This is a genomic window from Stenotrophomonas sp. SRS1, from assembly GCF_026130205.1.
Taxonomy (GTDB): Bacteria; Pseudomonadota; Gammaproteobacteria; order Xanthomonadales; family Xanthomonadaceae; genus Stenotrophomonas; species Stenotrophomonas rhizophila_B.
The window spans coordinates 395600-418714 of sequence record NZ_JAINFD010000002.1; the positions used below are offsets into that span (position 1 = coordinate 395600).

19 protein-coding genes and 2 riboswitches are annotated in these 23115 nt (G+C 68.3%); of the genes, 9 read left to right on the top strand and 10 right to left on the bottom strand.

Annotation, left to right across the window (positions count from 1 at the left end):
- Positions 1-9: 9 nt before the first annotated feature.
- The 4 genes from K4043_RS07485 to K4043_RS07500 all read right to left on the bottom strand — a co-directional run bounded on the left by K4043_RS07485 (position 10) and on the right by K4043_RS07500 (position 8163).
- Positions 10-3075, bottom strand: a complete 3066-nt coding sequence (locus K4043_RS07485; protein ID WP_265308792.1) for an efflux RND transporter permease subunit — start codon at positions 3073-3075, stop codon at positions 10-12.
- Positions 3072-6179: an MdtB/MuxB family multidrug efflux RND transporter permease subunit gene (locus K4043_RS07490; RefSeq protein WP_265308794.1), complete on the bottom strand. Its 3108-nt coding sequence runs from the start codon at positions 6177-6179 to the stop codon at positions 3072-3074. The genes K4043_RS07485 and K4043_RS07490 overlap by 4 nt, the downstream gene beginning before the upstream one ends.
- A complete protein-coding gene (locus tag K4043_RS07495) occupies positions 6176-7342 on the bottom strand; it encodes an MdtA/MuxA family multidrug efflux RND transporter periplasmic adaptor subunit (RefSeq protein WP_265308795.1) in 1167 nt (388 codons plus the stop codon). The genes K4043_RS07490 and K4043_RS07495 overlap by 4 nt, the downstream gene beginning before the upstream one ends.
- Before the next feature lie 203 nt (positions 7343-7545).
- Positions 7546-8163 (bottom strand): trimeric intracellular cation channel family protein, encoded by a 618-nt coding sequence (locus K4043_RS07500; protein WP_265308796.1) that lies wholly within the window; start codon positions 8161-8163, stop codon positions 7546-7548.
- Between the two features lie 92 nt (positions 8164-8255).
- Positions 8256-8347: riboswitch (glycine riboswitch) on the bottom strand.
- Positions 8348-8355: 8 nt separating this feature from the next.
- Positions 8356-8449, bottom strand: a riboswitch (glycine riboswitch).
- A 23-nt stretch (positions 8450-8472) separates the two neighbouring features.
- On the opposite strand from K4043_RS07500, the gene K4043_RS07505 reads away from it, so the two are divergent.
- The gene (locus tag K4043_RS07505; RefSeq protein ID WP_184997201.1) at positions 8473-8763 is read left to right on the top strand and encodes a GIY-YIG nuclease family protein; all 291 of its coding nucleotides are present in this window, start codon (positions 8473-8475) and stop codon (positions 8761-8763) included.
- Between the two features lie 86 nt (positions 8764-8849).
- Positions 8850-9194, top strand: coding sequence for a ribonuclease E inhibitor RraB (locus K4043_RS07510; RefSeq protein ID WP_123730046.1), 345 nt, complete (start codon positions 8850-8852; stop codon positions 9192-9194).
- Here the strand turns inward: K4043_RS07510 and K4043_RS07515 are convergent, their stop codons facing one another.
- On the bottom strand, positions 9195-10487 hold the full coding sequence (locus K4043_RS07515; RefSeq protein WP_265308798.1) for an NAD(P)/FAD-dependent oxidoreductase: 1293 nt from the start codon (positions 10485-10487) through the stop codon (positions 9195-9197).
- 162 nt (positions 10488-10649) lie between these two features.
- Here K4043_RS07515 and K4043_RS07520 point away from each other — a divergent pair, with 162 nt between their 5' ends.
- The gene (locus K4043_RS07520; protein WP_123730048.1) at positions 10650-11411 is read left to right on the top strand and encodes an NYN domain-containing protein; all 762 of its coding nucleotides are present in this window, start codon (positions 10650-10652) and stop codon (positions 11409-11411) included.
- Positions 11412-11485: 74 nt separating this feature from the next.
- Entirely contained in the window at positions 11486-12106 is a 621-nt protein-coding gene (locus K4043_RS07525) for a glutathione S-transferase (RefSeq protein WP_265308800.1), read from the top strand.
- A 35-nt stretch (positions 12107-12141) separates the two neighbouring features.
- On the opposite strand, the gene K4043_RS07530 is transcribed toward K4043_RS07525, so the two are convergent.
- Positions 12142-14322: a primosomal protein N' gene (locus K4043_RS07530; RefSeq protein WP_265308802.1), complete on the bottom strand. Its 2181-nt coding sequence runs from the start codon at positions 14320-14322 to the stop codon at positions 12142-12144.
- 437 nt (positions 14323-14759) lie between these two features.
- Here K4043_RS07530 and K4043_RS07535 point away from each other — a divergent pair, with 437 nt between their 5' ends.
- The 4 genes from K4043_RS07535 to sppA all read left to right on the top strand — a co-directional run bounded on the left by K4043_RS07535 (position 14760) and on the right by sppA (position 19787).
- A complete protein-coding gene (locus K4043_RS07535; protein WP_123730050.1) occupies positions 14760-15764 on the top strand; it encodes a hypothetical protein in 1005 nt (334 codons plus the stop codon).
- On the top strand, positions 15757-16320 hold the full coding sequence (locus tag K4043_RS07540) for a DUF3106 domain-containing protein (RefSeq protein ID WP_123730051.1): 564 nt from the start codon (positions 15757-15759) through the stop codon (positions 16318-16320). Before K4043_RS07535 ends, K4043_RS07540 begins: the two co-directional genes overlap by 8 nt.
- Before the next feature lie 104 nt (positions 16321-16424).
- Positions 16425-17804, top strand: coding sequence for an MATE family efflux transporter (locus tag K4043_RS07545; protein ID WP_265309315.1), 1380 nt, complete (start codon positions 16425-16427; stop codon positions 17802-17804).
- Between the two features lie 75 nt (positions 17805-17879).
- On the top strand, positions 17880-19787 hold the full coding sequence (gene sppA, locus K4043_RS07550; RefSeq protein ID WP_123730052.1) for a signal peptide peptidase SppA: 1908 nt from the start codon (positions 17880-17882) through the stop codon (positions 19785-19787).
- Positions 19788-19860: 73 nt separating this feature from the next.
- Here sppA and K4043_RS07555 read toward each other — a convergent pair whose 3' ends face one another.
- Positions 19861-20097, bottom strand: a complete 237-nt coding sequence (locus K4043_RS07555; RefSeq protein WP_123730053.1) for a hypothetical protein — start codon at positions 20095-20097, stop codon at positions 19861-19863.
- Positions 20098-20251: 154 nt separating this feature from the next.
- On the opposite strand from K4043_RS07555, the gene K4043_RS07560 reads away from it, so the two are divergent.
- Positions 20252-21028 (top strand): SDR family oxidoreductase, encoded by a 777-nt coding sequence (locus tag K4043_RS07560; protein WP_265308804.1) that lies wholly within the window; start codon positions 20252-20254, stop codon positions 21026-21028.
- Positions 21029-21053: 25 nt separating this feature from the next.
- Here the strand turns inward: K4043_RS07560 and K4043_RS07565 are convergent, their stop codons facing one another.
- The 3 genes from K4043_RS07565 to K4043_RS07575 are packed head-to-tail and all read right to left on the bottom strand — an operon-like array spanning position 21054 to position 23108.
- A complete protein-coding gene (locus tag K4043_RS07565; protein WP_123730055.1) occupies positions 21054-21704 on the bottom strand; it encodes a hypothetical protein in 651 nt (216 codons plus the stop codon).
- A complete protein-coding gene (locus K4043_RS07570; RefSeq protein ID WP_265308805.1) occupies positions 21701-22504 on the bottom strand; it encodes a DUF4124 domain-containing protein in 804 nt (267 codons plus the stop codon). The genes K4043_RS07565 and K4043_RS07570 overlap by 4 nt, the downstream gene beginning before the upstream one ends.
- A 43-nt stretch (positions 22505-22547) precedes the next feature.
- On the bottom strand, positions 22548-23108 hold the full coding sequence (locus tag K4043_RS07575; RefSeq protein WP_265308807.1) for a Sua5/YciO/YrdC/YwlC family protein: 561 nt from the start codon (positions 23106-23108) through the stop codon (positions 22548-22550).
- Between the last annotated feature and the right edge of the window lie 7 nt (positions 23109-23115).

The following is a 23115-nucleotide window of genomic DNA, read 5'->3' on the forward strand; positions in this document are numbered from 1 at the left end:
GTCCGATGATCACGCCGCCCGCCGCAGCCTCGCCAACGCCAGATAGATTGCCGGCGTGGTGTACAGGGTCAGCCACTGGCTGACCAGCAACCCGCCCACGATCGCGATGCCCAGCGGCTGGCGCATCTCCCAGCCTTCGCCGGTGGCCAGCATCAGCGGCAATGTGCCCAACAGCGCGGCCACGCTGGTCATCAGGATCGGGCGGAACCGCAGCCGTGCCGCCTCGCAGATCGCGTCGTACGACGACAGCCCGCGCTCGCGTTCGGCCGACAGCGCGAAATCGATGATCAGGATGGTGTTCTTCATCACCACGCCTACGAGCAGGAACAGGCCAAGCAGCGAGATCAGGTTCAACTCGTTGCCGAAGGCCATCAGCGCCAGCAAGGCGCCAACGCCGGCCGAGGGCAGGGTGGATAGAATCGCCAGCGGCTGCACGAAGCTCTCGTACAGCACGCCCAGCACCAGATACACCGCCAGCATCGCGCCGAGGATCAGCCACAGCTGGCGCTCGCGCAGCTTTTCGAAGCCACCGGCTTCGCCACTGAGCCGCGCCTGCACATGGGTGGGCAACATGATCCTGGCCATGGCCTGGTCCACCGCTTTTACTGCCTGGTCCAGGGTGACGCCGGGCGCCAGCGCGAATTCGATCCAGACCGAGGCGAACTGCTGGCTGTGATAGATCCGGTCCGGCGCCATGCCGTACTCCCACCGCGCGATGGACGACAATGGCAGGCGCTGGCCGTCCTTGCCGATCACATGGATCTGCTCCAGCGTGGAGGGATCCTGGGTGTAACGCGGGTCCAGCTCCATCACCACGCGGTACTGGTTGAGGGTGTCGTACAGCGTGGCGACCTGGCGTTGGCTGAAGGCGTTGTTGAGCACCGAAGCGATCATGCGCATGTCCACGCCCAGGCGGGCGGCGGCATCGCGGTCGATGTCGAGCACCACCTGGCGCATGCCTTCATCGCCCTTGGATTCCACATCCACCAGCTCGGGCAGGGCGCGCAGTGCATCGGCCACCTTGGGCGTCCATTGCCGCAGCGGTTCCAGTTCGCCGGAGAGCAGCTGGAACTCGTACTGGCCGCTGTCGCCACTGCCTTCCAGCTTGATGTCCTGGTCCACCCACAGGAACATGCCGCCACCGGGAATCTTCGGCATGTTGGCGCGCAGGCGGTCGATCACCTGCTGGCTGGAGACCTTGCGCTCGGCCAGCGGCTTCATCTTGATCATGATGAAGGCGTTGTTGACCCCGCTGCGCCCACCGATATACCCGATGATGTCGCTGATGGCCGGGTCCGCCAGCAGCAGTTTGCGGTAGGCCTCGATCTTGGGCTGCATGACCTGGAAAGAGAGGCCGTCGTCGCCGCGCGCGAAGCCACGCAGCTGCGCCGTGTCCTGCTTGGGCACGATGCCCTTGGGCACCTGCTGGAACAGCCACACATTCAGCGCGATCACGCCGGCGAACAGCAGCAGCGGCAGTGCGAGCCAGCGCAGCATCGTCTGCAGGCTGGCCACGTAGGCGCCGCGCAGTCGCTCGAACAACGCCGTGCCGCCCCGCTGCAGCACGTTGCCCGCACCGGGCCGCTCACGGCCCAGCAGGCGCGCGCACAGCATCGGGGTCAGGCTCAGTGAAACCAGCAGCGAGACGCCCATCGCCGCCACCAGGGTCAGCGAGAACTCGCGGAACAGCTTCTCGACGAAGTCATCCAGGAACAGGATCGAGATGAACACCACGGCCAGCGCGATGTTCATCGACAGCAGCGTGGCACCGACTTCACCCGCGCCCCGCAGCGCGGCGGTCATTGGCGAGGCGCCTTCTTCGCGATGGCGGGCGATGTTTTCCAGCACCACGATCGCATCGTCGACCACCAGTACCGCGGCCACGATCAGCGCCATCAGCGAAAGCGTGTTGAGCGAGAACCCGAGCAGGGCGATGATCGCCAGCGCGCCCAGCAGCGAGACCGGGATCGCCACCGTCGGCACCAGCGCCGCGCGCCAGTGACCCAGGAAGGCCAGCACCACCAGCACCACCAGGGCGATCGCCAGCAACAGCGTCAGCTCGGCCTCGCGCAGGGTGGCGCGGATCACCGGTGAGCGGTCCATCACCACCTGCATGTCGATGGTGGCCGGCAGCAGTGACTGCAGCGTGGCCATCTGCGCCTGGATGGCGTCGACGGTCTCGATGATGTTGGCGTCCGGCTGGCGGCTGACGATCAGCAGCACCGCCGGGCGCTCATTGTGGAAGCCGCTGGCGTAGCGATCCTCGACGCCTTCGCGGATCCCGGCCACATCCTCCAGGTACACCGGGCGGCCGTCGCGCATCGCCACGATCAAGCGGCGGTACTCGGCGGCGGTGCGCAGCTGCAGCGTGGCCGCCAGCTGCCACTGCTGGGCCTGGCTGGCCACCGTGCCCAGCGGCTTGAGCGCGTTGGCGTTGCGGATCGCCGCGGCGATGTCGTCCAGCGCGATGCGGTGATGGTTCAGGGCATTGGGATCGAGCGAGACGCGCACCGCGGGCAGTGAGCTGCCGCCCACCTGCACCTCGCCGACGCCGGGAATCTGCGCCAGCTTCTGCGCGATCACGGTGGAGGCCACGTCGTAGATCTGGCCCGGCGAGAGGCTGTCCGAACTCAGCGCCAGCGCCATGATCGGCGCCTGCGAGGGGTTCACCTTGCGGTACTGCGGCATGCCCGGCATGCCACTGGGCAGCTGCGCGCGCGCGGCGTTGATCGCCGCCTGCACGTCGCGCGCGGCATCGTCCACGTTGCGGCCGAGCGCGAATGTCAGCTCGACCTGGGTCGAGCCCTGGGTGCTGGCCGAGTCGATCCCGGTCAACCCCGGGATGGTGCCCAGTGCACGTTCCAATGGCGTGGCGACGTTGGCCGCCATCGATTCCGGACTCGCGCCCGGCAGGCTGGCACTGACGTTGATCGCCGGGTAGTCGACCTGCGGCAACGGCGCGACCGGCAGCAGGCGCAGCCCGAGCAGGCCCGCCAGCACCACCGCCACCGCCAGCAGCACGGTGGCGACGGGATGCTGCACGAACCAGCCGATCGCCCGCGACAGCGGACTCACGCCAGCGCCTCGTCAGCCCCGTCGGTCACCGGCGCGGGGCGCTGGCGGAAGCGGTCGAAGAACAGATAGATCACCGGCGTGGTGAACAGGGTCAGCACCTGGCTGACGATCAGCCCACCGACCATCACCAGGCCCAGCGGCTGGCGCAGCTCGGCGCCCGAGCCGCTGGCGAACATCAGCGGGATCGCGCCGAACAGCGCGGCGAGCGTGGTCATCAGGATCGGGCGGAAGCGCAGCAATGCGGCTTGATGGATGGCCTGACGCGGCGCCATGCCGTGCTCGCGCTCGGCCTCCAGCGCGAAGTCGATCATCATGATCGCGTTCTTCTTGACCAGCCCGATCAGCAGCACGATGCCGATCACCGCGATCAGGTCCAGGCTGCGTCCGCTGACCAGCAACGCAAGCAACGCCCCCACCGTGGCCGAAGGCAGGGTGGAGAGGATGGTGATCGGATGGATGAAGCTCTCATAGAGCACGCCCAGCACCAGGTACATCACCACCACCGCCGCCAGCACCAGCCACAACGTGCTCGACAGCGAGGCGCGGAACGCATCGGCCGCCCCCTGCAGGCGCAGTTCGACGCTGGCCGGCAGGCCGATCGCGGCGCGTGCGCTCTCGATGGCCTGCACCGCTTCGCCCAGCGATGCCTGCGGGCCGAGGTTGAACGAGAACGTCACCGCCGGAAACTGGCCCACGTGGTTGATCAGCAGCTGCGCGGGGCGCTGTTCGATCCGGGCGATGCCGCCCAGCGGCACCTGCCGACCATCCGGACCGGTGACGTGCAGGCGTGCGATCGCATCCGGACCGAAGGCCACGTCCGGGCGCGCTTCCAGCACCACGCGGTACTGGTTGGCCTGGGTGAAGATGGTCGAGATCTGGCGCTGCCCGAACGCGTCGTACAGCGCATCGGCGATGGTCTCCACGCTGATGCCCAGACGCGCCGCGGCGACCCGGTCGATCACCACGTGTGCCTGCAGCCCTTGGTTCTGCAGATCGCTGGCGACGTCGGCCAGGGCCGGTGCCTGCTGCAGATGCTCGAGCAGGCGCGGCGTCCACGTATCCAGCTGCGCGATATCCGGGCTGGTCAGGGTGAACTGGTACTGGGTCCGGCTGATCCGGTCCTCGATGCCCAGTTCCTGCACCGGCTGCAGGTACAGTTTGATGCCCGGTACATGCGCCACGCGCTGCTGCAGCCGCGCGATGATCGCCTGCGCATCGGCATCGCGCTGTGCGTGCGGTTTCAATTCGATCAGAAGACGCCCACTGTTGAGCGTGGCGTTGTTGCCGTCCACGCCGATGAACGAGGACAGGCTGGCCACGTCCTCATCTTCCAGCAACGCCGCCGACAGCGCCTGCTGGCGCTGCGCCATCGCCTGGAAGGAGATCGACTGCGGCGCCTCGCTGATGCCCTGGATCAGCCCGGCATCCTGCACCGGGAAGAAGCCCTTGGGTACCCACACGTACAGCAGCGCGGTCAGCACCAGCGTGGCGACGGTAGCGGCCAGCATCAGCGGCTGGCGCTGCAGCACCCAGTGCAGCTGGCGATCGTAGACCGCCACGACGCGGTCGAACGGGTCGCCCTGCTGGGCCGATTCCTGCCCATCGGCATCGCGACGGGTCGCATGGCCGGCCTTGAGCAGGCGCGCGCACATCATCGGCGTCAGCGTCAGCGAGACCAGCAGCGAGATGCCGATCGCCACCGCCAAGGTGATCGCGAATTCGTGGAACAGCTTGCCGACCACGTCGGCCATGAACAGCAGCGGGATCAGCACGGCGATCAGCGACAGGGTCAGCGAGATCAGCGTGAAGCCGATCTGCCTGGCGCCCTTCAGTGCGGCCTGCATCGGCGTGGCACCGCGCTCCAGATGACGGGCGATGTTCTCCAGCATCACGATCGCATCGTCCACCACGAAGCCGGTGGCGATGGTCAGCGCCATCAGGGTGAGATTGTTGAGCGAGAAGCCGGCCAGCAGCATCACCCCGAACGTGCCGACCAGCGACAGCGGGACCGCGATGCTGGGAATGATCGTGGCCGGGATGTTGCGCAGGAACAGGAAGGTGACCATCACCACCAGTGCGATCGCGATCAGCAGCTCGTGCTGCACGCCGCGGATGGACGCGCGGATCGATTCGGTGCGATCGCTGAGGATGGCCACATCCACACCGGCCGGCAGCGAGGCCTGCAGTTGCGGCAGCAGCGCACGCACCTGGTCGACCACGGCGATCACGTTCGCGCCGGGCTGGCGCTGGATGTTGATCAGCACCGCCGGGGTGGTGCCCGACCACGCGGCCAGCTGGCGGTTCTCGGCGCCATCTTCGATGGTGGCCACGTCGCCCAGGCGCAGCGGTGCACCGTCCTTCCAGGCCAGGATCAGGGCGCGGTACTCGGCCACCGAGCGCATCTGATCGTTGGCATCGAGCATGATCGCGCGGGTCGGCCCGTCGAAGCTGCCCTTGGGCATGTTGACGTTGGCCGTGCCGATCGCGGTACGGATGCTGGCCATGCTCAGGCCGTTGGCGGCCAGCGCAGAAGGATTGACCTGGATGCGGACCGCCGGGCGCTGCCCGCCGGCCAGGCTGACCAGGCCGACGCCGGGCAGCTGCGAGAGCCGCTGCGCCATGCGCGTATCGACCAGATCGTGCACCTGCGGCAGCGAGAGGCCCTGTGAGGTCACCGCCAGGGTCAGGATCGGCGTATCGGCCGGGTTGACCTTGCGGTACACCGGTGGCACCGGCAGGTCGTCAGGCAGGAAGCTGTCGGCGGCGTTGATCGCGGCCTGCACTTCCTGCTCGGCCACGCCGAGCGCCACCTCCAGCGAGAACTGCAGGGTGATCACCGACGCGCCGCCGGAGCTGGTGGACGACATCTGCTTCAGCCCCGGGATCTGGCCCAGCTGCCGTTCCAGCGGCGCGGTGACCGCGCTGGTGGTGACATCCGGGCTGGCGCCGGGATACAGCGTGGTGATCTGGATGATCGGGTAATCGACCTGCGGCAGTGCCGCGACCGGCAGCAGGCGGTAGGCCATCACGCCGGACAGCAGCAGCGCCACCATCAGCAGCGTGGTCGCGACCGGGCGCTCGATGAAGGGGCGCGAAAGGTTCATGCGCCGGTCCGCGGCGGGTCCTGCTCCACCACCTCGACCTTGGCGCCTTCGCGCAGCCCGTCGATGCCTTCCACCACCACACGCTCGCCCGCCTTGAGGCCTTCGCGCACCGAGACGCGTTCGCCATCGGCCGGGCCGAGCACCACGCTGCGCAGGGACGAGGTGTCATCGGCCGCGATCACGTAGACGTAGCTGCCCTTGCTGCCGAACTGCACCGCGGCATTGGGAATGACCACCGCATCGCTGCTGCTGACCTGCAGGCGCACGTTGACGAACTGGTTGGGGAACAGCGATTCATCCGCATTGGCGAACTGCGCGCGCAGTTTGAGCGTACCGGTGGCGGTATCGATGCGGTTGTCCAGGCTGGAGAGCACGCCATCGCCCAGTGCAGTGCGCTCCTCGCGGTCCCAGGCTTCCACGGTCAGCTGCGGATTGGCGCGTGCCGCAGCGACCACCGCCGGCAGGTCCGGCTCGGGCACGGTGAACAGCACGCTGATCGGGGTGGTCTGGGTGATCGTGGCCAGCGGTTCGGTATCGCCACTGCGCACCAGGTTGCCGACATCCACATTGCGCAGGCCCATGCGCCCGGCCACCGGCGCGGTGATGCGGGTGTACTGCAGCTGCAGGCGTGCTTCATCCACCGCGGCCTGGTCGGTCTGGCGGCGGCCCTGCAGCTGGCGCACCTTGCTCTGCTGATCACTGAGGTCCTGCGCGGAGACGAAGTGCTTGGTCTGCAGTTCGGCGAAGCGCTTGAGCTGGCTCTCGGCGTTGTCCAGCTCGGCCAGGTTCTGCTGCTGGGTACCCAGCGCACGCGACAGCTGCACCTGGAACGGGCGCGGATCGATCTCGGCCAGCAGCTCGCCGGCGGTGACGTGCTGGCCTTCGGAGAACGCCAGACGCAGCAGTTCGCCATCCACGCGGCTGCGGATGCTCACCGTATGCAGCGGGGTCACCGTGCCGAGCGCCTTCAGGCGCACCACCATATCTTCCTGCGTTGCGGTGGCCACGCGTACCGGGGTCGGCTGCGGACCACCGGACGGGCCGGCGGCGGGGGCGGGCGAGAGCAGTTTCCATGCAGCGATGGCGGCCAGGCCGACAGCGGCAGCGATCAACAGCGGTTTGACCATACGACGGCGAGACGACGGGGGCGTTGAAGCGGACATACGCATCCTGCGCACCCTCCACCGGAGCAGTGCGTCCATGGGGACCGGCCGACAGCGGCTGGTCAACGGGGGAGAGGGTGTCTGGCGGGGCAGCGGGTGGAACACCGCCGCGTGGCTGGATGCCGTTCGAATGGAACGGGAGCGCCATGATACAGGGCCGGGCCGCTCAAGCTCCCGTGACCTTGGTCATGCCCGCCGGTGCGTCAATGCACCTCGTCGCGATACACGAACTTCGGCATTTCCCACTTGAAGTGGATCGCCAGCAGGCGGAACAGGAAGCCACCACCCAGGCACCACAGCGTCGCCGCATTGAGCGATACGCCCAGTTCCAGCAGGGTCAGGTAGGCCGCGCCGGTGAGCAGGGTGATCACCGCATACAGTTCTTTCTGGAAGATCAGCGGGACCTCGTTGCACAGCACATCGCGCAGCACGCCGCCGAACGCACCGGTGAGCATGCCGGCGATCAGGATGATCGGCACCGTGTGCCCGCCCTCGCGCGCGACCGTGCAGCCGATCAGGGTGAACGCGATCAGGCCCAGGCCATCGAGGACCAGGAAGGTGCGCCGGAAATGGTGCATCCAGCGCGCCACCCAGGTCGCGATCAGCGCCGCGCAGATGGTGAAGCCGAGGTATTCCGGGTGCTTCACCCAGCCCAGCGGGTAGTGGCCGAGCACGATGTCGCGCAGCGAGCCGCCGCCGAGCGCGGTGACGCAGGCGATGATGACCACGCCGAACAGGTCCATGCGGCGGCGGCCGGCCGACAGCGCGCCGGTCATGGCTTCGGCCGAGATGGCGATGAGGTAGATCAGGGAGAGCAGCATGGGGTGGCTCCGGGAAACACGTCAGGCGGGGACGGAAACACGCACGCATCACGCCAGCGCCGCTGCACTGTCGTGGGGTGGGATTCCGTTGCCGCTCCCGCTGTCCTTTTGCCTGAGAGTTCGGTGGCCAAAGCCACGTGCCCCTTCGGCGGGTCATTGAAGACCTCTCTCCAGATCGGCGTGTCGGATGCATGGTTGGTGGCTGTGCAGCCACCGGCCTGAGCGATTATGGGAGCCTGCGCCTTCGGCGGGCGCCAGCGCGGCGCCTCTCTCCTGCATCCGGGGCGGATTCTAGCAGTCGCCGGGCCCGTGCCGGGGGATAATCCCGGTATGCCCGCTGAACCCGCCCTCTGGTACCTGTACCTGCTTGAATGCCGCAACGGCAGCTATTACGCCGGCATCAGCAACGACGTGGACGCGCGCTTCCAGGCCCATCTGGCCGGCAAAGGGGCGAAATACACGCGGGCCAACCCGCCGGTGAAGGTGCTGGCGATGCGCGCCTACCCGGACCGGGCAGCGGCGTCGAAGGCCGAGTGGCAGCTGAAGCGGCAACCGCGCGAGCGCAAGCTGGCGTGGCTGCAGTTGCCCGAACCCACGTAGCCCCGCGTGCGGGTTGTTCGGGCCTTCGTTGGCGGCATACCATCGACCCTCGTTCGTTGATCCGCTTGCCCAAGCCCTGGAGTGCCATGTCCCGCGATCTGTCGTTGTACCCGGAAGATGAGAATGGCGATGTGCTCTGGAACATGCTGCAGGATGGCGACGATCTGTCGATTCCGCGCGAGGTGGATTTCGCGCTGATCTTCCCGACCCAGGATGTGGCGATCGCCTTTGCCGTGCACCTGCTCAAGAACGACCAGAAGGTGTCCTTCGCTGCCTACGAGGGCAACGAAGAGTACCCGTGGCAGGTGGTGGTGCATCCACTGATGCTGCCGACCCACCAGAACATCGCCGGCTTCGAAGGTCTGCTGGCCAGCGAGGCGGTCTCCTACAGCGGCCAGGTCGACGGCTGGGGATGTCTGTCGCAGGGATGATCAGGGCGTGGGCGGTCGTTTCGGCCGGCGATCGTCCTGTGCATCGCCGAAGATGATCCGCGCGCTGCGCTGGTAGCTCCAGTACGCCACCGCCCAGTTCAGCAGCACCACCACGCGGTTGCGGAAGCCAATCAGGAAGAACACGTGCGCGGCCAGCCAGAACCACCAGGCCAGCACGCCGGAGAGCTGCAGCCGGCCGAGGTGGACGATGGCGGCCATGCGGCCGATGGTCGCCAGGTTGCCGAAGTCCTGGTACTTGAACGGACCCGGCGCGGTCTTGCCGGCCAGACGCGCCTGGATCGTGGTGGCCACATGCTTGCCCATCTGCTTGGCCGCCGGCGCAACGCCGGGCACCGGCTTGCCGTCGGCCTGGCTCAGTGCGGCTAGGTCACCGGCAACGAAGATCTCCGGGTGGCCCTCCAGCGTGAGGTCAGGCTGCACCGGCACGCGGCCGGCGCGGTCCAGTGGCACGTCCAGCGTGCGCGCCAGCGGTGAGGCGGCGACACCGGCGGCCCAGACCACGGTGCGGGCCTCGACGAAGCGCTCGCCGAGCTGGAAGCCTTCGGCATTGATGTCGCTGACCGGCGTGCCGGTGAGCACTTCCACGCCGAGCTTTTCCAGCTGACGGCGGGCCTTGAGCGAGAGCACCTCGGGGAAGGTGGACAGCACGCGCGGGCCGGCTTCGATCAGGCGGACCTTGGCCGAGGCGGGATCGATATGGCGGAACTCATTGCGCAGCGTGTGCCGCGCGATCTCGGCCAGGGTGCCGGCCAGTTCCACGCCGGTGGGGCCGCCACCGACCACGGCGAAACTCAGCCACGCCGCTTTGCGCGCCGGATCGGGTTCGGCCTCGGCGCGCTCGAAGGCGAGCAGCAGCTTGCGGCGCAGCGCGATGGCATCGTCCAGCGTCTTCAGGCCCGGCGCATCGGCGGCCCATTCGTCGTGGCCGAAGTAGGCATGGGTGGCGCCGGTGCACAGCATCAGGGTGTCGTAGGTAATCTGCGTGCCATCGGCCAGCGTCGCCGTGCGCGCGGCCTTGTCGATGTCGGTCACTTCACCCAGGCGCACTTCGACATTGCGCTGGTGACCGAGGATGTGGCGCAGCGGCGCGGCGATATCCGGCGCGGACAGGCCTGCGGTGGCCACCTGGTAGAGCAGCGGCTGGAACAGATGATGGTTGCGACGGTCCACCAGGGTGATGCGCACGTGCGCCGAGGCGAGGGCACGGGTGGCCCAGAGGCCGGCAAAACCGCCACCGATGATGAGCAGGTGGGGCGTGGGATCGCGGGTCATGCTTCACTCCTTGGCGGGCGCCGGCGGGGGGCGGCGCAGGTCGTCTCGTGATGCGGCCCATGGTCGCACGTGAAGCGCGATGTTCACGTCGATGGCCGATACTGGGTTCAAGGGCCATCGCGCTTGCCCGATGGCCGATCCGATCCTGCCCAGGAGACCGAGATGTCCGAACCGGAAAAGCGCATCGCCCTGTTGATCGATGCCGACAACGCGCCCTCATCCAAGATTGATGCGGTGCTGGCCGAAGTGGCTCGCTATGGCGTGGCCAATGTCCGCCGTGCCTACGGCAACTGGAAGAGCCCGCGGTTGAAAGGGTGGGAGTCCGTGCTGCACGAGTACGCGATCCGCCCCATCCAGCAGTTCGCCTACAGCCGCGGCAAGAACGCTTCGGACATGGCGATGGTGATCGACGCGATGGACATGCTGTACGCCCGCAATCTGGATGGCTTTGCGATCGTCTCCAGTGATGCCGACTTCACCCCGCTGGTGATGCGCCTGCTGACCGACGGGGTGAAGGTGTACGGCTTCGGCGAGAAGAAAACGCCTGAGCCATTCGTCAACGCGTGCTCGAAGTTCACCTACATCGAAGCCCTGGGTCAGCCGCATGCGGCCGATCAGGAGGTGGAGCAGGACAACGAGGAAACCCGCCCGCGCAAGAGTGGCCCGGAGCTGCGCAATGACACCCGGCTGGTGCAGATGCTGCGCCGCGCGGTGACCTCGGCCGAAGCCGAGGATGGCTGGTCACACCTGGGGCCGGTCGGCAGCCAGATCGGCAACCAGGCCTCGTTCGATTCGCGCAATTACGGGTACGGAAAACTCAGCGATCTGCTGGCCGCGACCGGTCTGTTCGAGATGAAGAAGGACGGCAAATCGACCTATGTGCGCGCGCTGCCGAAAAAGAGTGCGGCGAAGGCGGCGAAGTAACAGCCCGCCGTTGGGCGTATCGTATCCGCACCGCGCGACCCGTGCCGCGCATCGCCCGATACGAGAGTCCGATCATGCTGAAAATCTGGGGCCGTCGCAATTCCAGCAACGTGCGCAAAGTGCTGTGGTGTGCCGAGGAGATCGGGGCACCCTACGAGTCGATCGAGGTCGGCGGTGCATTCGGTGGCACGCAGTCGCCGGAATACCGCGCGATGAATCCGAACGGGCTGGTGCCAGTGATCGAGGACCAGGGCCTGCCGCTGTGGGAATCCAACACCATCGTGCGCTATCTCTGCGCGCGCTACGCGCTGGGCACGCTGTACCCGGAAGACGTGGTGGCGCGCGCGCAGTCGGAGAAGTGGATGGACTGGACCACCTCGACCTTCGCCGGCGTGTTCCGCGATCTGTTCTGGGGCACGTTGCGGACCGCGCCTGCTGATCGGGACGAGGCGCGCATCGCTGCCGCACTGGTGCGCTCGGGCGAGTTGCTGGCGATGGCCGATGAGGCCTTGTCGCGGCAGCCGTATCTGTCCGGTGAGCAGTTCGCGATGGGCGATATCCCGTTGGGTGCCTTCATCTATGCCTGGTTCGAGATGCCGATCCAGCGGCCGGACCTGCCGCATCTGGCCGCGTGGTACGAACGGCTGAAGCAGCGGCCGGCGTATCAGCGTGGGGTCATGACCGCGCTGACCTGAGCGGCCGTGCCGACCAACGGTCGGCACCTGCCGGCCTAGTACAGATCCATCGGATCCACATCCAGCGACCAGCGCACCTTGCGTGCCTGCGGCAGCGCGGAGATCTGCGGCGTCACCTGATCCAGCACGCCATGCAGTGGGCGTCGCGCGGGTGAGGACAGCAGCAGCTGGGTGCGCTGGTAGCCGGCGCGGCGGGGCATCGGTGCCGGCATCGGGCCGTAGCGCTCCACGGCGGCATCGTCGGGAATCAAGGCGCGTACGGCGCTGAGCATCGCGTTGGCATGCTCCACCTGCTGTGCTTCGGAACGCAGCAGCGCCAGGTGCGCGAACGGCGGGAAACCGGCCGCCTCGCGCTGCTGCAGTTCCGCATCGGCAAAGGCGTGGTAGCCGCCGTTGACCAGCGTCTCCAGCAGGGGATGCCCCGGGTGGTGGGTCTGCAGCCAGACCTCGCCGGCATCCACCGCACGCCCGGCGCGGCCGGCGACCTGGATCAGCTGCTGCGCGAGTTTTTCACTGGCGCGGAAGTCGGCCGAGAACAGGCCTTCATCGATGCCGACCACCACCACCAGGGTCAGCTTCGGCAGGTCGTGACCTTTGGCGAGGATCTGCGTGCCGACCAGAATCCCCGCGCGATCGCCGAGCGAGGCCAACTGGGTTTCCAGCGCATCCCGCTTGCCGGTGGTGCCGCGGTCGATGCGGATCACCGGGAACTCCGGGAAGGCCTCGACCAGGTGTTCTTCCAGCCGCTCGGTCCCGATGCCCTGCGGCTGCAACGCCAGGCTGCCGCAGTCCGGGCACGCCAGCGGCGCGGACTGGCGCGCACCGCAGTGGTGGCACTGCAGGCGGCGGCCGCCGGCATGCACGGTCATCGGCGCATCGCAGCGCTGGCACGGCGCGGTCCAGCCGCAGTCATGGCAGAGCAGCACGGGCGCATAGCCGCGGCGGTTCTTGAACACCAGCACCTGGTGCCCGGCCTGCAGATGCTGGGTGATGCCGGCCAGTACTTCCGGCGAGAGCCCATCGCGCAGCGGGCGTTTACGCACATCCAGCACGCGCACCACCGGCGGACGCGCGGCGCCCGCGCGCTGTTTCAGGCGCAGGTGGGTGTAACGGCCGGCATGCGCGTTGTGCAGCGATTCCAGCGACGGCGTGGCGCTGCCGAGCACGACGGCTACGTCCAGTGCCTTGGCGCGCACCAGCGCAAAATCGCGTGCGTGATAGCGGATGCCGTCCTGCTGTTTGTAACTGCCGTCGTGCTCTTCGTCTATCACGATCAGGCCCGCATTCGGCAGCGGCGTGAACACCGCCGAGCGCGTGCCGACGATGACCTGTGCTTCGCCCCGCGCGGCGGCGGCCCACACGCGGGCGCGCTCGTTGTCGTTCAAGCCCGAGTGCAGCACATGCACCGGAATGCCCAGGCGGTTGCGGAAGCGCGACAGCGTCTGCGGGGTCAGCCCGATCTCCGGCACCAGCACCAGCGCCTGCTTGCCGCGCGCCAGGCAGGCGACGATGGCCTGCAGGTAGACCTCGGTCTTGCCGCTGCCGGTCACCCCATCAAGCAGGAAGGCGGCAAAGCCGTCGGCGGCGGTGATCGCGGTGATCGCCTCGGCCTGTTCGGCGTTGGGCGCGGGGCCGCTGGCCGGCGACGCGACGGCCGGGCTGTGCTCCAGCGCGATCCGTTCGACCAGCTCGCGCTTGGCCAGCGAGCGCGCGGCGCTGCGCCAGTCGTCCATCAAGGTATCCAGGCGGTCTTCGTTCACCACGCCCTCGGCCAAGCACGCTGCCAGGCGCTGCGGGCGGGTACCGCTGCGCAGTTTGGGCTGCGGGTCGTGGCCGGCGGCCGTCAGCTGCCAGCCCCACTGATGGGTGTCCGGCACGGCCTCACCCCGCCGCAGCGGACCGGGCAGGGCCGTACTGATCACTTCGCCCAGCGGGGCATGGGTGTAGCGCGCCAGCCACTGCAGCGAGCGCCACAGCTCACCGGTCACCAGGGGCGTGGTGTCGATCCACTCGATCGCGGCGCGCAGGCTGCCGGGGTCTTCGACCTGGCCGATCCCGGCCACCACGCCGACCAGCTCCCGGGAGCCGAACGGCACCCGGACCCGTTGCCCGGTCATCCCCGGGTCCGGGGCCGGCCCGGGCGGCGGGGCGTAGTCGAACAGTTGCGGCAGCGGCACCGGCAGGGCGACGCGCAGGGTCGAAGACGAGGAGGTCATCGGGCCAGTGTAGCGGGCAGGGGCGGACCGGATCACGCCCATTCACCGTCTCAACCGGGTGCGCGCCGAATCATAAATCCCACCTAAATATCCGACTTGATTGGAGATTCAGGCTTATCCACATCTTCTGTGGATAAGTCTGTGCGCCACTGCGTATGTGACCGCCTTGCGTCAGGAACTTCCGACGTTCTGCTCAGGTTGGTCAAAAAATAGCCACGCAACAATGATCAATAAAAACAACAAGATAGCTGTGAAACAAAGTTGAAACAGACTTGACGCGGGGCTCACGTGTGGTTCTACCCCGGTTTTACGTGGTGCTGTGCACAACCTTTTGCGCCGGAAGGCTTTGCGGACCGTGGCCGCTCACAGGAAATGAACATCCGCGCGCCGCTGGAGTGACGCAATCGCTATCATTTCCACACAATGATGGAGTTGCTATGACGGCTGCGCCCGCCCCCGTTTCTTCTACCGCAGCCGGCGCGCTGTCGGCGTTTCTCCGTGGCGTTGAACGCCGCGCCCTGGTCGTGGCCGAGCTGCAGTGCGGCGACCCGACCGTCGCCGAACAGGCGCTGGTCGCCGTCATGCGTGCCTTCGCCGGGATCGCCAGCGATCTGCCCATGGCCCAGTGGCCGGAGCGGTTCTGGTCGCTGCTGGTACACCGCGCGCCGTTGCGCGAGCCGGCCGGAGGCACCTGGCCCGCGTCGCTGGAGCACCTGGCCGGGCTGGCCGCGCCGGCGCGACTGGCGTTCCTGCTGCGGATCGGTGGGGGGCTGGATGAAGCCGCGGCCGCAAAGATCCTGGATCTGCCGATGGCCGACTACCAGCACGCACTGGCCGATGCCTGTCCGCGCGATGCCCATGGCAACCCCGATGCCGCTGGCTGGCGTGCGCTGGCAGAGCAGGTGCAGTTGCGTATCCGTGACCTGCCGGCGAGCCGCCTTCAGCGCCTGCAGCAGCCGGTGGCCGCGCCGGCCAGCCAGCAGCCCGATGCTGCCTCCTGGCGCACCCCGGTCAAATCCGATGCGCCCACTCCGCGCCGCCCGGTCAAGCGCCCGCGCGGCCGTCGCTTCCCGTGGAAGGGGGTGCTGATCGTCGCGGTCACGGTGGGCGTACTGCTCGGCGGGGCGGCATGGTGGAAGCACGCCGGCCAGGCCGATGAGCCCACGGCGGACACACCGGAAGGCGCGGTTGCCGATGCCGGCCAGGTCACCGTGGAGGAGCTGCCGGCCGATGACCTGCCGACCGTGGCCCCGACCGCCTCGCCTTTCGCCGCCACGGACGCGGCGATGCTGGCCGATCCGGACCTGCCGACCGCCCGCGATGCCGATCTGTACGCTTGGTTTGCTGCTGGCGGGCCGGTACCGGTGGACGAATCGCAGGCCCAGCCGAGCCGCCCTGAACCCGCTACCGCCGGCCTGGAGACGGCTGCCGCCGATGAGTAAGCCTGCCTTCCTGCTGATCGCCCTTGGGCTCGCCAGTGCGGCCAGCGCCGCCCCCAACCGGGTCGAGGTGCCGCTGGCGGTGCCGGCCCCGCCCAGCGCCACGGCGCCGGCGATCCCGGCCACCCCCGCCGCGCTGGATCCGGCCCAGCTGCGCGAGCTGCGCAGCCGCTACGCGGCCTGGCAGGCCATGACCGAAAGCGAGCGTGCCCGTGTCCGTGCCGCGGCGGCCCGCGTCGCAGCGCTGCCGCCGGCGCAGCAGCAGGCGCTTCGCCAGCGCTTCGCCGAACAGGACCAGCGCTTCCGCGACGGCTGGCTGCTTGGCCCGCAGCTCGGGCATGAGTTCACCAAACTGCAGGGCCTGTTCGGCTATCTGCCGGCCGAACAGCGCCCCACCGCGCTGGCGGTGCTGCGCCAGCTCACGCCCTCCCAGCTCACTCAGCTGACCCTGGTCGCACAGCGCACTCCACCGCAGGACCGCGATCGCGTACGCGCCGAATTCCTGGGCGTGGCCCCGGGTGCGCGTGACACCTGGCTGCGCGAGCACGTCGGCCACTGACGGCATCGCCCCGTTTACCTGAAAGCGCGGCTTTTCCCCGGCCGCGCGCGTAAGATATCGGGCCGCAACCCGGTGCCTGTGCCCTCCGCGCGCGACCGTAGTTGCTGTCTGTGACGTCCATGTCTACCGCTTCCTCCACGCCGCGCCTCTCCCGGGAAGTGCGCGCCACCGGTCTGCTCGCGCTGCCGCTGGTTCTGGGCCATGTCTCCACCGGCCTGATCTCCTTCGTCGACAACGTGATCGCCGGTCACCACGGCACCGACACGCTCGCCGCCGTCACCATCGGCACGGCGCTGCTGTGGCTGCCGATGCTGATCCCGATCGGCACCCTGATCTCGCTGACCGCCTCGGTCTCGCAGCTGCACGGTGCTGGCCGCGAGCGCGAGATCGGCCCCCTGTTCCGCCAGGCGTTGTGGCTGGCGCTGGGCCTGGGCCTGATCATGTTCACCTTCCTCACGGTGGTGCCGCCGTTGCTGCCGGCGTTCGGCATCGCGCCGGACATCGTGCCCGGCGCGACCGCGTTCCTGCATGCCGTGCGCTGGGGCGGCCCGGCGCTGACGCTGTACTTCTGCATGCGCTACCTCAGCGAGGGGATGCACTGGACGCTGCCGACGATGCTGCTCGGCTTTGGCGGCCTGCTGGTGCTGGCGCCGCTGGGCTACGTGCTCTGCTACGGCAAGCTCGGCTTCCCCGAGCTGGGCGCCGAAGGCCTGGGCATGGCCTCGGCGATCATGATGTGGCTGCAGGCGCTGTGCTTTGCCGGCTATCTCTGGAAGACCAAGCGTTTCGCCCATCTGCAGCTGTTCGCGCACTTCGAGGCGCCGCGCTGGAGCGCGATCTGGGACCTGCTGCGGACCGGCCTGCCGATCGGCATCACCGTGCTGATGGAAGGTGGATTGTTCATCGTCACCGCGCTGTTGATCGGGCGCCTGGGTGCGACCGAAGCGGCGTCGCACCAGATCGCCATCAACGTGGCCCAGCTGTGCTTCATGATCCCGATGGGCGTGGCCGAGGCCACCACGGTGCGGGTCGGTCACGCCGTCGGCAGTGGCAACGGGCTGGGCGTGCGCCGCGCGGCGATCGCAGGATTGCTGATCATCCTGGGCACGCAGACCCTGTCCGCGCTGGTGCTGCTGTTCGGCCATGACGCCATCGTTGGCGTTTACACGAACGATCTGGGCGTGGCCGCCCTGGCCTCGACCCTGCTGCTGTATGCGGCCGCGTTCCAGTTCCCGGATGGCGTCCAGGTGCTCTCGGCCGGCGCGCTGCGCGGGCTGAAAGACACCCGCGTGCCGATGTTCATCGCCATGTTCTCGTACTGGGGCCTGGGCATGCCGCTGGGCGCCGGGCTGGGACTGGGGCTGGGCATGGGCCCGCAGGGTATGTGGCTGGGGTTGATCCTGGGCCTGACCGCTGCCGCCATCCTGATGGCCTGGCGCCTGCGCGTGAGCAGCGCCCGCGCCGGTCTCCCTTCGACACCCTGACTTGTGTCCGATGCCGGCGCGCCCGGCACCGGCTATTCTGGCACCACGGCAAGAAGCCACTTTGGAGTTACCCCCATGAATCAACCCGCGCGTCGCAATCCCGTCGCCAGCTTCTTCATCGGGCTGTGGGATGTGATGAACTTTACCCGCCGGCTCATCCTCAACCTGGTGTTCTTCGGGTTGCTGTTCCTGATCCTGATCGTGTTCATCGTCGCGATGGGCAAGAGCGCGACCTCGAAGACGTCGCTGCAGGACCGCACGACCCTGGTGATCGCACCGGAAGGCCGGCTGGTCGAACAGTTCAGTGCTGATCCGGTCAGCCGCGCGCTGGGCAAGGCGGTGGGCGACAAGAGCGCCGAAGAAATCCAGCTGCGCGATCTGATCCGCGCGCTGGAGGCCGCCAAGACCGACAAGAAGATCGAGCGCGTGGTGCTGGAGCTGGACAAGCTGCAGCCGAGCGGCTTCGCCTCGATGCGCGAAGTGACGGTTGCGCTGCAGGAGCTGCGCGCTGCCGGCAAGCAGGTCGTGGCCTTCAGCGAGAACATGAGCCAGTCGCAGTACCTGCTCGCCTCGCAGGCCAACGAGGTCTACCTCGACCCGATGGGGGGCGTGGTGCTGGAAGGCCTGGGCCGCTACCGCCAGTACTTCCGCACCGGCCTGCAGGACAAGCTGGGCGTGGACGTGCACCTGTTCAAGGTGGGCGAGTACAAGTCGGCCGCCGAGCCGTATGTGCTCGATGCCGCTTCGCCGCAGGCCAAGGAAGCCGATCTGTTCTGGATGAACGATGTGTGGCAGCGCTACCTGGCCGACATCGCCAAGGCACGCAAGTTGGATCCGGCACAGCTGGCCGCCGGCATCGACACCATGCCCGAAGGCATCGCCGCTGCCGGTGGCGACCTGGCCAAGTTCGCCCTGCAGCAGAAGCTGGTGGACGGCCTGAAGACGCGCGAGGAAGTGGATACCCTGCTGACCGAGCGTGGTGTCGCCGATGATGACGCTGACGGTGGTTACCGCAACGTCGATCTGGATGCCTACCTGAGCGTGCTCGATGGCCGTCGTTCGCCGGTGGATTCGCGTCCGCAGGTGGCGGTGATCGTGGCGGCCGGTGAAATCTCCGGTGGCGATCTGCCGGCCGGCCGCATCGGTGGCGAGTCGACCTCGGCGCTGCTGCGTGAAGCACGCGACGACAAGGACGTGAAGGCCGTGGTGCTGCGCGTGAGCTCGCCGGGCGGTGAAGTGTTCGCCTCCGAGCAGATCCGCCGCGAAGTGGTCGCGCTGAAGGAAGCCGGCAAGCCGGTCGTGGTCTCGATGGGCGATCTGGCCGCCTCGGGCGGTTACTGGATCAGCATGAATGCCGATCGCATCTACGCCGACCCGTCCACGATCACCGGTTCGATCGGCATCTTCGGCATGATCCCGAACGTGGCGCGCTCGCTGGACAAGATCGGCGTGCATACCGATGGCGTGGGCACTACCCGCTTCGCCGGCGCGTTCGACATCACCCGCCCGATGGACCCGGCCGTGGGCCAGGTCATCCAGTCGGTGATCAACAAGGGCTACGCCGATTTCACCGGCAAGGTCGCCGCCGCGCGCAACAAGCCGGTGGAAGCGGTTGATGAAGTCGCCCGCGGTCGCGTGTGGAGCGGTGCGCAGGCCAAGGAACGTGGCCTGGTCGATGACTTCGGCGGTCTGAAGGCTGCCGTGGCCGACGCGGCCAGCCGTGCCAAGCTGGGCGCGGATGACAAGTTCCGCGTGCGCTACATCGAGAAGGGCGCGACCCCGTTCGCGCAGTTCCTCAGCGGCTTCGCCGGCAGCCATGCCGGTGCCTGGATGCTGGGCGAATCGGGCATGGCCCGCCTGATGCTGGCCCGTTCGATGCCGGAGCTGGACACCCAGCTGCGCTTCGTCGAGGAGGCTGCACGCGATCCGCGCAACAACGCCGCGCCGGTCAAGACGCTGGTGTACTGCTTCTGCGGTCTGTAAGCGGCATCAGCGGTTCGGTGTGACACAAGAACGCCCGGCCTGTGCCGGGCGTTCTGCTATCTGGTCGCTGGGCTCACGGCCGGGGCGGGGTGTCGCCGCCGGTGGCGCGGTCCACCTCAGCAGCTTGCGCGTCGGCGGTCTTCTGCAACGTATCGCCCACGCTCCTGGCGCGGTCGATCGGCTGCTGGATGGCCTCGCGCAGTTCGGTGGCCTGCGGTTCCGGCGGTGTATCCGGCGCCGGGGGCACCGGGCGGTTGCAGGCGCTCAGCGCGATCATCGCGAGCAGCGGCAGGGCAGTACGGATCGTCATGGCAACCTCCCTCGTTGAGCGGGTAGCGGAGCATCAGTGTCCCACCGCCTCGCGCATCGCGCGTGACGGCGTCCGGCGTGCCGGCCATCGCGCGTTATCCTATCCGGGCCGCACCGTGGGTGCCGCATCCCATGGATCACCGCAGGAGAAGCACGTGAGCGCGCAACGTTGGCGACTGGATGGACAGACCGCATTGATCACCGGCGCCAGTGCCGGCATCGGCTTGGCGATCGCGCGCGAACTGCTGGGCTTCGGTGCGGACCTGCTGATCGTCGGCCGCGATGCCGATGCGCTGGAAATGGCCCGCGACGAACTGGCCGATGCCTTCCCGGACCGCGACATCCATGGCCTGGCTGCCGACGTGTCCGATGACGAGGACCGCCGCGAGATCCTGGACTGGGTAGAAGACCACAGCGATGGACTGCACATCCTGGTCAACAATGCCGGTGGCAACATCAGCAAGCCGGCCACCGAATACACCGAAGACGAGTGGCGCGGGATTTTCGAGACCAACCTGTTTTCGGCGTTCGAGCTGTCGCGTTATGCGCACCCGCTGCTGGCGCGGCACGCGGCCTCGGCGATCGTCAACGTCGGCAGCGTGTCCGGCCTGACCCACGTGCGCAGCGGCGCGGTGTATGGCATGACCAAGGCCGCGATGCACCAGATGACCCGCAACCTGGCCGTGGAGTGGGCCGAGGACGGAATCCGCGTCAACGCCGTGGCGCCGTGGTACATCCGCACCCGGCGTACGTCCGGGCCGTTGTCGGATCCGGACTACTACGACCAGGTGATCGAGCGGACCCCGATGCGCCGCATCGGCGAACCGGAAGAGGTGGCGGCGGCGGTCGGTTTTCTGTGCCTGCCGGCCTCCAGCTACGTCACCGGTGAGTGCATCGCGGTGGATGGCGGGTTCCTGCGCTACGGGTTCTGAGCCGGCCAGCGACCGGCACTACCGGTCACGGCACCGGGCAATCGCTGTCGGCCAACACCGCTTCCAGACGCGCGCGCTCGGCGGTCGCCGCGGCCTGGTTGTCCGGGGCCGCGAAGCGCTCGCGGCCCCGCGCATCGCGGAAGCGCTGCTGCCAGCCGCTGCATCGCTGCTCCTCCGCCATCGGCTGGCAGGCGTCGCGCACCACTTCGCAGCTCGCCGCATTGCTCGGCGCATGACTGCCCCCCAGGCCGGTAAGGGCCAGCGATTCGCAGCGAGACGGGGCGGGCTCGCGCTCATGCAGGTAGCGGCCGCCATCGGCGGAGACGCACTGATAGATCTCCGGCAGCGGTGGCCTGGGCGGCCCTGCAGCGTCCTGCACGGCCGTGGAGGGCTCAGGGCGCAGCGCAGCGCTGTCGAGCAGACCACTGGCTTCGTCGCCGTCCTGCGGCAGCGGCGGCATGCTGTATTCGGTGGTGGGGGCGGTCGGCGCATTCCCGGTCACGGCCGGGCCACGCACCGGCGCGCTGATCCGCTGGATGCGCTGTTCGCTGCCAGCGGGGCACGCGACGCTCTGGATGGTCAGGCTGCCGCCGGCATCGGTGCAGCGAAAGAACACCGATTCGTCCGCCGCAGCGGGCAGGCTCACCAGCACCATAAGCAGCAGGGACCGTTTCATGCCCCGCCGCAGTCCTGGTCCAGGCGCGCATCGATCCCGCGCTGCTCGCGGGTCAGTGCGTCGCGCTCGCCCTGCAGCGCACTGTTGTAGCGGCGGATCAGGTCCCAGCGCCGGTCCTTCAACCGCGAACAGACTTCCTGAGCGGGCAGCGCATGGCATTCGTCGCGCACCAGCACGTTGCCGGCGGGCATCACCACGCTGTTTTCCACACCGGGGTACGGATAACCGCCGCCTTCCCAGTGCGAGCTGCCACCGCCGATGTTGATGCTGCCGCCGACCCGTGAGCCGCCGCCGCTGACGGAGAGCGAGCCGCCGCTGCTGCGCACCGAACCACTGCCCATCGGCGCGATCGGTGGCAGCGGGCGTGACGGTGGATAGCCGCCCGATGGCGGCCTCGGTCCGGGACGATAGGGCAGATAGGCATTGGTCCAGATCGGGACCCAGCGCGGATTACCTTCGTTGCTGTCGCTGACGTAGGTGTCGCCCTCGCTGGTGCTGCACTCGTACATCGGCTGCGGCGGCTGCACGTGCACGTAGCGCACTTCGCGCTCGGGCGCTCGCGGTGCAGGCGCCGGGTCGGGCCCGCGGTCGCTGCGTACCACGCGCGGGGCGGGATCGCGCGGACGCTGCAGGTCGCGCACTTCCTGCCGGCCTTCGCGGCACGGTGCGTCCTGCAGCGAGACGGCGCCACTGCTGCCGACGCAGCGATACACGCGCACGTTGTCGCTCTGCGCCGCCGCAGGCACGACAGGGCTCAGCAGTGCGGACAGGAACAAGCACAGGGCAGGGCGCAGGGTCATGCGCTCAGTGTGCGGGTTTGCTCCCCGCCACGCAAAAGCCGGCTCAGCTGCGCAATACCTGGCCGCTGAGCGCATCGCGGATCGGCGTGGGCTGTGCCAGGCCACCGGTCTGGCCATCGATCAGGCCATCGAGCATTGCCAGCAGGCGCGGGTCGAGTTCGGCGCGTGTGCGTGCCGGCGGCTCGCCGGCGAGGTTGGCACTGGTGGAGACCAGGGGGCCTCCCCAGGCGCGGCACAGCGCGGCGACCAGGGGGTGTGCGCTGATGCGCACCGCGATGCCGCTGTGCTCGCCGGTGATCCAGCGCGGCGCACGTTCGCCGGCGGGCAGGATCCAGGTATTGGCGCCGGGCCAGCTGGCCAGCACCGCGCCTTGGCGATCCAGCGGCAGCGCGTCCATCCGTACCCAGCCGTCCAGCTGGGCGGGATCGGCGGCGACCAGGATCATCCCCTTCTCGACCGGCCGTTGTTTGAGCTGCAGCAGCTTCATCACCGCCGCTTCGTGCGCGGGATTGCAGCCCAGGCCCCAGACGGCTTCGGTGGGATAGGCGATCACCCCGCCGGCGCGCAGCGCAGGCAGGGCAGTGTCCACAGTGAGTTCGTTCATGACAGGC